Genomic DNA, 15314 nt, shown 5'->3' on the forward strand with positions numbered 1-15314 from the left:
AGACCCTTCCGTGGCGAACGAAGACAAGTACCTCGACTACCTCAAGCGCGCGACCGCCGACCTGCGGGAGACCCGGCGACGGCTGAAGGAGGCCGAGGACCGCGGCCACGAGCCGATCGCCATCATCGGGATGGCCTGCCGGTTCCCCGGGGGCGTGCGGTCGCCGGAGGATCTGTGGGAGCTGGTCGCCGAGGGCCGCGACGGGATCTCCGGGTTCCCCGCCGACCGCGGCTGGGACCTGTCCGCGCTGTACGACCCGACGGGGGAGAAGCCCGGTACGTCGTACTGCCGCGAGGGCGGTTTCCTCGACGGCGCGGGCGAATTCGACCCTGCCTTCTTCGGGATCTCGCCGAGGGAAGCGCTCGCCATGGACCCCCAGCAGCGGCTGCTGCTGGAGATCTCTTGGGAGACCTTCGAACGCGCGGGTATCGACCCGGGCTCCCTGCGGGGCAGCCGGACCGGGGTGTTCGCCGGGGTGATGTACCACGACTACGTCTCCCGGCTCGCCGCCATCCCGGAGGAACTCGAGGGCTACCTCGGCACCGGGAACTCGGGCAGCGTCGTTTCCGGGCGGGTCGCCTACACCTTCGGGCTGGAGGGCCCGGCGGTGACGATCGACACCGCGTGCTCGTCCTCGCTCGTCGCACTGCATCTGGCCGCGCAGGCGTTGCGGCAGGGCGAATGCACGATGGCGCTCGCCGGCGGTGTCGCGGTGATGTCCACACCGGACACGTTCGTCGACTTCAGCCGTCAGCGCGGGCTCGCCGCGGACGGCCGCTGCAAGTCCTATTCGGACGGAGCGGACGGCACGTCGTGGGCCGAGGGCGTCGGGATGCTCCTGGTGGAGAAGCTCTCCGACGCGCGGCGGCTCGGCCACGAGGTGCTCGCCGTCGTCAGCGGCAGCGCGGTCAACCAGGACGGGGCGAGCAGCGGTCTCAGCGTGCCGAACGGCCCGTCGCAGCAGCGGGTCATCCGGCAGGCGTTGGAGAACGCCCGCCTTTCGGCCGGGCAGGTCGACGTCGTGGAGGGCCACGGCACCGGGACCACTCTGGGCGACCCGATCGAGGCGCAGGCGCTGCTGGCCACCTATGGCCGCGAGAAGTCCGCGGACCGGCCGTTGTGGCTGGGCTCGCTGAAATCGAACATCGGGCACTCCCAGTCCGCCGCGGGGGTCGGCGGCGTGATCAAGATGGTGCAGGCGATCCGGCATGGTGTCCTCCCGCGCACCCTGCACGCGGACGACCCGTCGTCCAAAGTGGACTGGTCGGCCGGTGCCGTCGAACTGCTCACCGAAGCGCGCGAGTGGCCGGAGACCGGGCAGCCCCGCCGCGCGGGCGTGTCCTCGTTCGGCGTCAGCGGCACCAACGCGCACACCATCGTCGAGCAGGCTCCCGAGAGTGAGGAGGTCGCGGGCGTGCCACCCATCGGCGCCGTGCCCGCGGTCCTGTCCGGCAAGACCGCGGACGCGCTGCGCGATCAGGTCGTGCGGTTGCGCTCGCACATCCTCGCCCGGCCGGAACTGAGCGTCGCCGACATCGCCGCGTCGCTCGCCACCACCCGCGTCCTGCACGAGCACCGGGGCGCGATCGTCGCGGCCGACCGGGACCAGCTGCTCGCCGGGCTGGACATCCTCGCCGCCGGCGCCACCACCTCCGGGGTCGCCCACGGCGTCGCCGCCGACGGCCGGACGGCGTTCCTGTTCACCGGCCAGGGCAGCCAGCGCCGAGGGATGGGCCGGGAGCTCGCCGAGCGGTTCCCGGCGTTCGCCGAGGCCTTCGACGACGTCTGTGCCCGGTTCGAGCGGCCGATCAAGGAACTGTCCACCGAGGAACTGAACCAGACCGCGAACACGCAATGCGCGTTGTTCGCCTTCGAGGTGGCGCTGTTCCGGCTGGTGGAGAGCTGGGGCGTCAAACCCGATTTCCTGGCGGGCCACTCGATCGGCGAGATCGCGGCGGCTCATGTCGCGGGCGTGTTCAGTCTCGATGGCGCTGTGAAACTGGTGTCGGCACGCGGCCGGTTGATGCAGGCGTTGCCCACCGGCGGCGCGATGGTGGCCTTGCAGGCGACCGAGGCCGAGGTCGTCCCCCTGTTGACGGACCGGGTGTCGCTGGCCGCGATCAACGGTCCGGAGTCGGTGGTCCTTTCCGGCGACGAAGACGCCGTGGCCGCTGTGGTGTCCCGCTTCGACGGCCGCAAACACAAGCGACTCGCCGTGAGTCACGCGTTCCATTCGCCGCTGATGGATCCGATGCTCGACGACTTCCGCGCGGTCGCGGAGAGCCTGTCGTATGCGGCGCCGAGGATTCCGATCGTCTCCGGCAGTCTGGCCGAAGTGTCCACTGCGGACTACTGGGTCCGTCATGTCCGTGACGCGGTGCGGTTCCACGATTCGGTGCGCTTCCTGGAAGCCGAGGGTGTCACCCGCTTCCTGGAGATCGGCCCGGACGCCGTCCTCACCGCGATGGCCCAGGAAAGCACCGAGGACGCGGTCGTCGTCGCGGCCACGCGCCGCAACCGCGCGGAGGACGTCACCCTGCTCGCCGCGGTCTCCACCCTGCACGTCCACGGGGCGGCCGTCGACTGGACGCCGCTGCTCGACGGCGCCCGCCGCGTCGACCTGCCCACCTATGCTTTCCAGCACCGTCGTTTCTGGCTGGACGGCCCGCTGAACGCCGAGGGCGACGCGGCGAGCCTGGGCCTGGGCGCCACCGATCATCCGCTGCTCGGCGCCGTCGTCACGATGGCCGACGCGCACGGCGTCCTGCTCACCGGGCGGCTTTCCCTCGCGGCGCAGCCGTGGCTGGCCGGGCACGTGGTCGCGGGGCATGTCCTGTTGCCGGGTACCGCCTTCGTCGATCTCGTGCTGCACGCCGGGGACAAGGTCGACTGCGGGATCGTGGAGGAACTGACCCTGCGGGAACCCCTCGTCCTGCCCGAACACGACGCGCTCAGCCTTCAGCTGGTCGTCGGCGCGCCGGACGAGACCGGCAGGCGCACCGTCGGTGTCCATTCCCGCCCCGAGGCCGCCGACGCCGAATGGTCGTGCCACGCGACCGGTGTCCTCGCCCCCGGCTTCCCCGACACCGACTTCAGCCTCGCCGTTTGGCCGCCCGAAGGTGCCGAGCCGGTCGCGATCGACGGCCTGTACGGCGCGCTCGCCGAGGTCGGCCTCGACTACGGGCCCGCCTTCCAGTGCGTCCGCGCCGCCTGGACCCACGAATCGGCCGTCTACGCCGAAATCGAGCTCGCCGACGCCGAGAAGGCCGACGCGGCCCGGTTCGGGATCCACCCGGCCCTGCTCGACTCGGCCCTGCACGCCGCCGGCCTCGGCGCGCTGGACGCCACCGAGGCGCGGCTCCCGTTCTCGTGGTCCGGCGTGAGCCTGAGGGCTTTCGGGGCGACCACGATCCGCGTGCGCCTCACCCCGGCTGGACCGGACACGATCGCACTCGCCGTCGCGGATCCGGAGGGACGGCCGGTGTTCACCGCCGACGGTCTCCTCGTCCGGGCGGTCCCGTCCGGCGCCCTCACCTCTCGGAACCCGGTGCGCGACGCGTTGTTCCGGGTGGACTGGCAGCCGCTCACCATCCCCGCCGATGCCGCCGCAGAGCACGTCGTCGCCTCGTTCACCGGGTACACCGGCGACCTGCTCGGCGACGCCCACGCGTCCGCCGTCCGTGCGCTCGAACTGGTGCGCGCCGATCAGGGCGGCCCGAAACTCGTCTTCCTGACCAGCGGTGCCGTCGGGGACGCCGTGCCGCATCCGGCGCAGGCCACCGTCTGGGGCCTCGTCCGCACCGCGCAGGAAGAGTTCCCGGACCGGTTCGTCCTTCTCGACACCGACACGGAGCCCGCGCCCGAACTCGTCGCGGCCGCCGTCGCCACCGGCGAACCCGAACTCATGCTCCGCGAGGGCGTCCTGTCCGGTGCCCGGCTCGTCCGCGCCTCGCGTACCACCACCGAGCCCGGTGACCTCTCCGGGACGGTGCTCGTCACCGGCGGCACCGGCGCGCTCGGCGCGGATCTCGCCCGGCACCTCGTCCGGTCGCGCGGTGTCCGGCGGCTGCTGCTCACCAGCCGTCGCGGCGCGGCGGCGCCCGGCGCGGACACCCTCACCCGTGAGCTGACCGCGCTCGGCGCCGACGTCCGGATCGAAGCCTGCGACGCCGCCGACCGCGACGCGCTCGCCGCGCTGCTGGCCGATCAGCCGATCACCCTCGCCGTGCACGCGGCGGGTGTGCTGGACGACGGTCTCCTCGGTGACCTGTCCCCGGAACGGCTCACCGCCGTGCTGAGGTCCAAAGTGGATGCCGCCGTGCATCTGCACGAACTGCTCGGCGACACCGAACTCGTCCTGTTCTCCTCCGCAGCCGGGGTGTTCGGCAACGAAGGGCAGGCGAACTACGCCGCCGCGAACGCCTTCCTCGACGCCCTCGCCCGGCATCGCCAGGCGAACGGGCAGCCCGGCACGGCGCTGGCCTGGGGGATGTGGGCCGCCGGAATGGGTGACGCGCTCACCGCCCGCCCCGGCTTCCCGGCACTGTCCACAGAGGACGGCATGGCGCTCTTCGACGCCGCGACGGCGCTCGACGACGCCGCACTCGTCCCGATCCGGCTCGATCTGCCCGCGTTGCGCGCGCGGCTCGGCGGCGACGTGCCGCCGTTGTTCCGCGGCCTGATCCGGCCTGCCCGCCGCGCCGCCGTCACCGGTTCGGCGGGTGCGCTCGCCGACCGGCTGGCCGCGCTCACCCCGGCCGAACGGAGCCGGGAACTCCTGGAGATCGTGCGGACGCACGTCGCCATCGTGCTGGGCCACCTCGGTTCGGAGGCGATCGACGCCGGGAAACCGTTCCAGGAACTCGGCTTCGACTCGCTGGCGGCGGTCGAACTGCGCAACCGGCTGACCGAGGTCACCGGCCTGCGGCTGGCCGCGACGCTCGTCTTCGACTACCCGACCCCGCTCGTGCTCGCCGAACACCTGCTGGAGGGGCTCGCCGGGGGCGGGCTCGCGGAGGCGCCGGACGTGCCGGTGCGCACCGGTCCGGTCGACGAGCCGATCGCGATCATCGGTATGGCCTGCCGCTATCCGGGCGGCGTCACCTCCCCGGAAGAGCTGTGGGACCTGGTGGCCGCCGGCCGGGACGGGGTTTCGGAGTTCCCGGTCAACCGGGGCTGGGAAGACGTCTACGACGCGGACCCCGGCAAGGTGGGCAAGAGCTACGCCCGCGAAGGCGGATTCCTGCACGACGCGGGCGAATTCGACGCGGCGTTCTTCGGGATCTCGCCGCGTGAGGCGCTGGCGATGGATCCGCAGCAGCGGTTGCTGCTGGAGACGTCGTGGGAGGTCTTCGAACGCGCCGGGATCGATCCGCACGCGGTGCGGGGCAGCAAGACCGGCGTCTTCGCCGGCGTGATGTACCACGACTACGCGGCGCGGCTGAACTCCGTGCCGGAGGACGTCGAGGGCTACCTCGGCACGGGGAACTCGGGCAGTGTGATCTCGGGACGGCTGGCCTACACCTTCGGGCTGGAAGGCCCCGCGGTCAGCATCGACACGGCGTGTTCGTCGTCGCTGGTCGCGATGCACCTCGCCGGACAGGCGTTGCGGCAGGGCGAATGTTCGCTCGCGCTCGCGGGCGGTGTGACCGTGATGGCCACGCCGAACACCTTCGTCGAGTTCAGCCGCCAGCGTGGGATGGCAGCCGACGGCCGGTGCAAATCCTTCGCCGAGGCCGCGGACGGCACCGGCTGGGGCGAGGGCGTCGGCATGCTCCTGCTGGAGCGCCTTTCGGACGCCCGCCGCAACGGTCACCGGGTACTGGCCGTGGTTCGCGGCTCGGCGGTGAACCAGGACGGCGCGTCGAACGGGCTGACGGCGCCGAACGGGCCGTCGCAGCAGCGGGTGATCCGTCAGGCTTTGGCGCAGGCCGGTCTTCGTCCGTCCGATGTGGACGCAGTCGAGGCGCACGGAACCGGGACGACACTCGGTGACCCGATCGAGGCGCAGGCTCTGCTCGCCACATATGGGCAGGATCGGGAAGAGCCGTTGTGGCTGGGTTCGGTGAAGTCGAACCTCGGTCACACCCAGGCCGCCGCCGGTGTGGCGGGTGTGATCAAGATGGTCGAGGCGATGCGGCACGGCGTGCTGCCCAAGACGCTGCACGTCGACGGGCCGTCGTCCCATGTGGACTGGTCCGATGGCGCGGTGTCCCTGGTGACGGAGTCGCGGGAGTGGCCGGACACCGGTCGTCCGCGGCGCGCCGGGGTGTCTTCGTTCGGGATCAGCGGGACCAACGCGCACACCATCATCGAGGCCGTCGAGCCGGATCCCCAGCCGTCCGGAAGCTCGGATGTCCCGCCGTGGCCGCTGTCCGGCAAGACCGAGGAAGCGTTGCGCGCGCAGGCGGCCCGCCTCCACGACCACCTGCTGGCCGCTCCCGAGGTGACCGCGGCGGACGTCGCGCTCTCCCTCACGGCGCGGGCGGACCTGGAGCATCGTGCCGTGCTCGTGGCCGGTGACCGTGATGGTCTCCTCGCCACGCTGGATGCGCTCGCGCACGGCGAGATCACCGAGGGGATCGTCCGGGGAATCGCCCGGCACACCGGACGGACGGCGTTCCTGTTCACCGGTCAGGGCAGTCAGCGGCTCGGGATGGGCCTTGAGTTGGCCGAGCGTTTCCCGGTGTTCGCCGAAGCCTACGACGAGGTGTGTGCCCGCTTCGAACAGCCGATCAAGGACCTTTCGGCCGAAGAGTTGAACCAGACGGCGAATACGCAGTGCGCGTTGTTCGCTCTTGAGGTGGCGCTGTTCCGGTTGGTGGAGAGCTGGGGCGTCCGGCCGGACTTCCTGGCCGGTCACTCGGTCGGGGAGATCGCGGCCGCCCACGTCGCGGGGGTGCTGTCCCTCGACGACGCGGTGACGCTGGTGTCGGCGCGCGGCCGGTTGATGCAGGCGCTGCCCACGGGTGGCGCGATGGTGGCGCTGCGGGCGACCGAAGCGGAGGTGACCCCGCTGCTGACGGAGCGGGTGTCGATCGCCGCCATCAACGGCCCGGAGTCGGTGGTCGTCTCGGGTGACGAGGACGCCGTCGCCGCTGTGGTCGAGGGCCGCAAACACAAGCGACTTACCGTGAGTCACGCGTTCCACTCGCCGTTGATGGAGCCGATGCTCGATGACTTCCGTATGGTGGTGGAGGGGCTGACCTTCGCCGAGCCGCGGATCCCGATCGTGTCGGGTGGTCTGGCTGAAGTGTCCACTTCGGACTATTGGGTCCGTCATGTCCGTGACGCGGTGCGGTTCCATGATTCGGTCAAGTTCCTGGAGGCCGAGGGCGTCACGCGGTTCCTGGAGATCGGGCCGGACGGTGTGCTGACCGCGATGGCCCAGGACAGCCTCGAGGACGCGGTCGTCGTCGCCGCCCTGCGGCGCGACAAGCCCGAGGTCATGACCCTGCTGACAGCGGTCGCCGGACTGCACGTCCACGGCGCCGACGTCGACTGGAGCCCGTTGTCCGCCGGGGCCCGCCGGGTAGATCTGCCGACGTATGCCTTCCAGCGCACGGAGTTCTGGCTCGACGCGGGCGCCGCGGCCGGCGATCTGACCGCGGCGGGACTGGCCGACGCCGGGCACCCGCTGCTCGGTGGCGCGGTGACCCTGCCGGACTCCGGTGGGACCGTGCTCACCGGCAGGCTGTCGCTTTCGGCCCAGCCCTGGCTCACCGACCACGCCGTCGGGGAGACCGTGCTCCTGCCCGGCACCGCGTTCGTCGATCTGGCGCTCGCCGCCGGACGACGGCACGGCGCCGTCGTCCTCGACGAACTCACCCTGGAGAGCCCGCTGGTCCTGCCGGAGCGCGGCGGTGTCGATCTGCGCGTGTGGGTCCGCGAACCGGACGACACCGGCGCGTGCGCGGTCAGCGTGCATTCCCGTGCCGACGACGAGCCCTGGATCCGCCACGCGGTCGGGACGCTGACCGAGGACACCGGCGCCACGCCAGCCGACCTCACGTCGTGGCCGCCCGCCGCCGACGAGACCGACGTCGACGGGCTGTACGACGCCCTCGCCGACGCGGGCCTGAACTACGGCCCGGTCTTCCAAGGCGTCCGCGCCGCGTGGCTCGACGGCACCACGGTGTACGCCGAGATCGACCTCGACGAACGCCACCACGGCGACGCCGCGCGCTTCGGCCTGCACCCGGCCCTGCTGGACGCGGCCCTGCACACCGCCGGACTCGGCGCGCTGAACACCGAAGGCGGGGCCCGGCTGCCCTTCCTGTGGTCGGGTGTCTCGCTCACCGGCCCCGGCGCCACGAGCCTGCGCGTCCGGCTCACCGGGACCGGCGACACGCTCTCCCTGACGATCGCGGATGGATCAGGCGCGCCGGTGGCGACCGTCGCCGGGTTGACCGTCCGCCAGGTCGACCCCGCCGCGTTCGGGGGTGGCGGCGACTCGCTGTTCCGGGTGGAGTGGGTCCCGGTCCGCCTCCGTGCCGCGGAGGCCGCACCCGTCATGGTCGTCCGGTCCGAAGTGGACAGTGTGGCGAACGTGCACGACGCGACCGCGCAAACGCTTGCGGCCCTCCAATCCTGGCTCGCCGACGAAGACAACGCCGACACCATCCTGGTCGTGCAGACCAGCGGCGCCGTGTCGGTGGCGGGGGAGGACACGCGTGATCTCGCCCGCGCCGCCGTCTGGGGGCTGGTGCGGTCGGCGCAGTCCGAGCACCCGGGCCGGTTCGTGCTCATCGACACCGATACCGAAACAGTGGACCTGGCCGGAGCCGTCGCCACCGGCGAAGCGCAGCTCGCCATCCGCGACGGGAAGCTTTGGGCGCCACGTCTGGTGAAGAGCGTGCCCTCCGGCACGGCACCGCGGTTCGATCCGGAAGGGACCGTCCTGCTCACCGGGGCCACCGGCGCGCTGGGCCGATCACTGGCCCGTCACCTGGTCTCCGGACACGGCGTGCGGCACCTGCTGCTGGTCAGCCGCAGCGGTGCCGCCGCCCCCGGTGCCACGGACCTGCTGGCGGAACTGACCGGGCTCGGCGCTTCCGCGGTCCTGGAATCCTGCGACGTCGCCGACCGGGAAGCCCTCGCGGAGCTGCTGGCCGGGATCGACCCCGAGCATCCGCTCACCGCGGTGGTGCACGCGGCCGGCGTCCTCGACGACGGTCTGATCGACAGCCTGACCCCCGAACGGTTCGACGCCGTCCTGCGGCCCAAGGCCGACGCGGCGCTGAACCTGCACGAACTGGCGGGCGACGTCGACGAGTTCGTGCTGTTCTCCTCGGCGGCGGGCATGTTCGGCAACGCCGGACAGGCGAACTACGCCGCGGCGAACGCCTTCTTGGACGCCATGGCACAGCACCGGCTGGCCAACGGGCTCCCGGCCCGGTCACTGGCCTGGGGTCTCTGGGACACCGACGACGGGATGGACGCCTCCGCCGCCGTCGCCAGGCTCACCGGTTCCGGGTTCACCACCGAAGAAGGGCTGCACCTGTTCGACACCGCTGGTGACGGCGTCGTCCTGCCGATGAAGCTCGACCTCGCCGCGCTCCGTGCCGAACTCGGTTCCGACGTGCCGTCCCTGCTGAGCGGTCTGATCAAGGCTCCCGCGCGGCGCTCCGCCGGAGCGTCGGCTTGGAAACGGCAGCTCGCGGGACTGTCCGAAGAGGACCGTGACGCGCGCCTGCTCGAACTCGTGCGGACACAGGTCGCCGCGGTGCTGGGTTACTCCGGCCCGGAGGACGTGCCGTCGGACCGGGCGTTCACCGAACTCGGCTTCGATTCGCTCACGTCGGTGGACCTGCGGAACCGGCTGAACTCCGCGACCGGTCTGCGCCTGCCCGCCACCCTCGTGTTCGACCACCCGAACTCCGACGCGGTCGTCTCCCGGCTGCGGGAGGAACTGTCCGGCACCACGGCCGCGGCCGCCGTCGTCACCACGGCACCGGTCGACGAACCGATCGCCATCGTCGGCATGGCCTGCCGGTTCCCCGGCGGTGTCCGCTCACCGGAAGACCTCTGGCGCCTGGTCAGCGAAGGTCGCGACGGCATCACCCCGTTCCCGGCTGACCGGGGCTGGGACGTCGAGGGCCTGTACGACCCCGAGGCCTCCAGGCCCGGCACCTCCTGCACCCGCTACGGCGGATTCCTGCACGACGCCGGGGACTTCGATCCAGGGTTCTTCGGGATTTCGCCGCGTGAGGCGCTGGCGATGGATCCGCAGCAGCGGTTGCTGCTGGAGACGTCGTGGGAAGCCTTCGAACGCGCCGGGATCGACCCGGCCAGCCTGCGCGGTTCCGCGACCGGCGTCTTCGCCGGGGCGATGTACCACGACTACGTTTCGCGGCTCACCGAGATCCCGGCGGATCTGGAGGGCTACCTCGGCACGGGGAACTCGGGCAGCGTGATCTCGGGACGCCTCGCCTACGCCTTCGGACTGGAAGGCCCGGCGGTCAGCATCGACACGGCCTGCTCGTCGTCGCTGGTCGCGATGCATCTCGCGGCGCAGGCGCTGAGGCAGGGCGAATGCGGCCTGGCGCTGGCCGGCGGTGTCGCGGTGATGTCCACTCCGGACACTTTCATCGAGTTCAGCCGTCAGCGCGGGATGGCGCCCGACGGCCGGATCAAGGCGTTCTCCGAGACCGCGGACGGCACGGCGTGGGGCGAGGGCGTCGGCATGCTGCTGCTGGAGCGCCTGTCGGATGCCCGCCGCAACGGCCACCAGGTGCTGGCACTCCTGCGTGGCACGGCGGTGAACCAGGACGGCGCGTCGAACGGGCTGACGGCGCCGAACGGTCCGTCGCAGCAACGAGTGATCCGTCAGGCTTTGGCGCAGGCCGGATTGCAACCGTCCGATGTGGACGCCGTCGAGGCGCACGGCACGGGAACGACTCTTGGCGACCCGATCGAGGCACAAGCCCTGCTCGCCACCTACGGGCAGGATCGGGAAGAGCCGTTGTGGCTCGGCTCGGTGAAGTCCAACCTCGGCCACACCCAGGCCGCCGCGGGGGTGGCGAGCGTGATCAAGATGGTCGAGGCGATGCGGCACGGCGTGCTGCCCAAGACCCTGCACGTCGATGAGCCTTCGTCCCATGTGGACTGGACGGAAGGCGCCGTCTCCCTGCTCACCGAAACGCGGGAGTGGCCCGACACCGGTCGTCCGCGGCGGGCCGGGGTGTCGTCGTTCGGGATCAGCGGGACCAACTCGCATGTCGTCCTGGAAGCGGACGGCGCCGGGGACATGGCACCGGTCGACCAGCCGGATGTACTCGCCTTCCCGTTGTCCGCCAAGACGCCGGACGCTCTGCGCGGGCAGGCCGCCAGGTTGCGTGCCCGGTTGCTGACCGGACACGCAACCGAGCTCGCCGACGTCGCGCAAACGCTTGCCACGCGGGGACTTTTCGAGCACCGGGCGGTCGTCACCGCGGGCGACCGCGACGGACTGCTCGACGCGCTCGCCGCGCTGGCCGGGGGAGAACCGGGCGACTTCGTTTCCGGGGTCGCGAAGCCGGGCGGAAAGCTCGCGTTCCTCTTCACCGGTCAGGGCAGCCAGCGTGCCGGGATGGCCGACGAACTGTCGGCCGCGTTCCCCGTCTTCGCGCAAGCCTTCGACGAGATCTGCGAGCGTTTCGACGCTCTGCTGGACCGTCCGCTGCGCGAGGCGCTCGCCGGGGACCTGGTCGACCGCACCGAATACACCCAGTGCGCGATGTTCGCCATCGAGGTCGCTCTGTTCCGGCTCGTCGAAAGCCGGGGCGTGCGACCGGACTTCCTGGCCGGGCATTCGATCGGGGAACTGGCGGCGGCCCACGTCGCCGGGGTCTGGTCGCTGGAGGACGCCTGCACCGTGGTCGCCGCGCGCGGCAGGCTCATGCAGGCGCTGCCCCCGGGCGGCGCGATGATCGCCGTCCAGGCCACCGAAGAGGAGGTCCGGCCGCTGATCGACGACGAGACCGTGTCGATCGCCGCGATCAACGGCCCGGTGTCGGTCGTCGTCTCCGGCGAAGAGGCCGCCGTGACCGCGCTGGCCGCCGGGTTCGCCGAACGCGGCCGCAAGACCAAACGGCTCACCGTCAGCCACGCGTTCCACTCGCCGCTCATGGACGGGATACTCGGCGAATTCCGTGCCGTACTCGACGGCGTCCAAGCCGCCGAACCGCGGATCCCGCTGGTGTCCACGTTGACCGGTGAGCCGCTGACCGGCGACCAGGCACGATCGAGCGAGTACTGGGTCCGGCACGTACGGGACGCGGTCCGGTTCTGCGACGCCGTCCGGACCCTGGAAGCGCACGGCGTCCGCCGCTATCTGGAACTCGGCCCGGACGCGCCGCTGACCGCTCTCGGCGAGCACTGCGTCACGAACGAGTCCATAGTGGACGCTCCGCTGTTCGTGCCGTCGCTGCGCGCCGGCCGGTCCGACGCCGAGTCGTTCGTCACCGCGCTCGCGCGGTTGCACGTGGACGGCGTCCGGGTCGACTGGGCGAAGGCGCTCCCCGGCCGGAAGATCGATCTGCCCACCTACGCCTTCCAGCACGAACGGTTCTGGCTGCGGCCCGTCGCCCCCGCGGTGGGTGACGTCACCGGGCTGGGGCAGTCGCCCGCCGGGCATCCGCTGCTCGGCGCGGCGATCGAGGCGCCGGACAGCGGTGCGGTGCTGTTCACCGGCAGGCTGTCGGTGCAGGAGCAGCCGTGGCTGGCCGACCACGTCGTCGCCGGGACGACCCTCCTCCCGGGTACGGCGTTCGTCGAGCTCGCGTTGCGGGCCGGGGAGCTGACCGGCTGCGCGGCCGTCGACGAACTGACCCTGGAGGCGCCGCTGGTGCTGCCGGATCACGGTGGCACGGCGCTGCGGATCGTCGCCGCCGCGCCGGACGAGACCGGCAGGCGCGCGCTGGACGTCTACTCCCGCCCCGACGACGGCGACTGGATTCGCCACGCCACCGGAACCGTGTCGCCTCTGGCGGCGGGCGCGCCGTTCGATCTTTCGGCCTGGGCGGCCGCCGATGCCGAGACCGTCGAAACCGACGGCCTCTACGACGGATTGGCCGCCGCCGGGCTCGAGTACGGCCCTGTCTTCCAGGGACTTCGCTCCGCCCGGCGGCGAGGGGACGACATCTGGGCCGAGGTCGACCTCCCCGAGGACACCCCGACCGAAGGTTTCGGCCTGCACCCGGCGTTGCTCGACGCCGCCTTGCACGCTCTGGGCTTCGCCGAAGGGGGTGAGCAGGAGGCCGACGTGGCTGCCGGGCGCGTGCGCCTGCCGTTCGCCTGGTCCGGCGTCCGGCTCCACGCCACCGGTGCGCGTGCCCTGCGGGTCCGGCTGTCACCGGCGGGGGAGAACGCGGTCTCCCTGGCCGCGGCGGACGAGACCGGCAGGCTGGTGGCCACAGTGGACGCTTTGACGCTGCGCCCGGTCTCTCTGGAGCAACTCGGCGGGCGACAGGGCGGCCACGAGTCGCTGTTCGGCCTGGAGTGGGCGCCGGTTCCGCTCGATCCCACCGCCGCCGTGGCCGCGAGCTGGGCCGTCGTCGGTGTCGACGACTACAAACTCGACGCCGCGCTCACCGCCGCCGGCTACCGCGGGCAGGTTCACGCGAATCTGGCCGAGGTGATCGATCGGGTGCCCGAGCTGGTCTTCGTGTCCTGCGCGCCGGACCACCGCCAAGGGCTGGCCGCCGCCGCGCACACCGCCGCCCAGCGGGCGCTGGAGCTGGTCCGTACGTGGCTGGCCGAGGAGCGGTTCGCCGGTTCCCGGCTGGTGCTGGTCACCGGTGGCGCCGTCGACGAACCGGCGCAGGCGGTGATCTGGGGCCTGGTCCGCTCGGCGCAGTCCGAGCACCCCGGCCGGTTCGTGCTGGTCGACCTCGACGAACAGGACGCGTCGTATCGCGTGCTGTTGCCCGCCCTCGCTTCTGGCGAACCGCAGCTGGAGTTGCGCGAGGGAACGGTGAAGGCGCCGCGGCTGGTCAAACCGGCCGTGACGCCGGTCGAAGGCAAGGCGCGGACCGACGGGGCCGTGCTGATCACCGGCGGCACCGGCGCGCTCGGCGCGGCACTGGCCCGGCATCTGGTCACCGCGCACGGGAAGACCCGGCTGGTGCTCGCCGGTCGCCGCGGCCCGGACGCGCCGGGCGCGGGCGAGCTGGCCGACGAACTGCGAGGGTTGGGCGCCGAGGTCGCGGTGGTCGCTTGCGACGCGGCCGATCGTGAAGCGCTGCAACGTCTTCTGGCCGAGCACCCGGTGACCGGGGTCGTCCACGCCGCCGGTGTCCTCGACGATGTCGTCCTCGACGGTCTCACCCCGGAGCGGCTCGACGCCGTCCTGCGGCCGAAGGTCGACGCCGCGGTGAACCTCCACGAACTGGCGGGCGACGTCGACGAGTTCGTCCTTTTCTCCTCCGCGGCGGGTACTTTCGGCAATCCGGGGCAGGCGAACTACGCGGCGGCCAACGCTTTCCTCGACGCGCTCGCCCGGCATCGCCGTGCGCACGGGCTGCCGGCGACCTCGCTCGCCTGGGGGCTCTGGGCCGGTGACGGGATGGCGGGCGGTATGTCCGGCCGCGATCTGGAACGGATGACGGCCTCCGGCGCGGGCGCACTGTCCACAGAGGAGGGACTGGCACTGTTCGACCTCGCGGTGACGGCGGCCGAACCGGTGCTGTTGCCGATGCGGCTGGACCTCGCCGCGGTGCGGGCGGGCCTCGGCACCGACGTCCCGCCGCTGCTGCGCGGCCTGATCCGCGGTACCGGCAAACGCGCCGAGACCGCCGGTTCGCCGACCGGGGACGCGCTCAAGGCGGAACTGGCCGTGATGACCGGGGAGGAACGCGCCGCGGCGCTGCTGAACCTCGTCGCCACACACGTCGCCGGTGTCCTCGGGCACGCCGGTCCCGAGCAGGTCGATCCGGACAAGGCGTTCACCGAACTCGGGTTCGACTCGCTCGCCGCGGTCGAACTGCGCAACCGCGTCAACGAGGCCACCGGTCTCCGGCTGCCCGCCACGCTGGTCTTCGACCATCCGACCACCGCCGCGGTGGCGGAACTGGTCGGCGCGGAGATCGTCGTGGACGACGCGCCACCGCCGCTGGGGGTGCTGGCGGAACTCGACCGGCTGGAGGCCGCGTTCGCCGGGGGAAGTCCGGACGACGCAATCCGCGGCAAGGTCAAGGACCGGCTGCGCGCCCTGCTCGCGGCCTGCGATCCGGGCGAGGGCACCGAATCCGTGGCGGATCGGCTCGAAGACGCCTCGGACGACGAAATGTTCGAATTCATCGGCAAGGAACTCGGGATCTCCTGACTTGGGGGCG

Annotated in this window: 1 protein-coding gene; it reads left to right on the forward strand. The window is 72.0% G+C overall.

The features are described from left to right. Positions 1-10: 10 nt before the first annotated feature. Complete coding sequence (locus AJAP_RS12285; RefSeq protein ID WP_051972423.1) at positions 11-15304, forward strand: type I polyketide synthase; 15294 nt, start codon at positions 11-13, stop codon at positions 15302-15304. Positions 15305-15314: the final 10 nt, after the last annotated feature.

This window comes from Amycolatopsis japonica, assembly GCF_000732925.1.
In the GTDB taxonomy this organism is placed as follows: domain Bacteria; phylum Actinomycetota; class Actinomycetes; order Mycobacteriales; family Pseudonocardiaceae; genus Amycolatopsis; species Amycolatopsis japonica.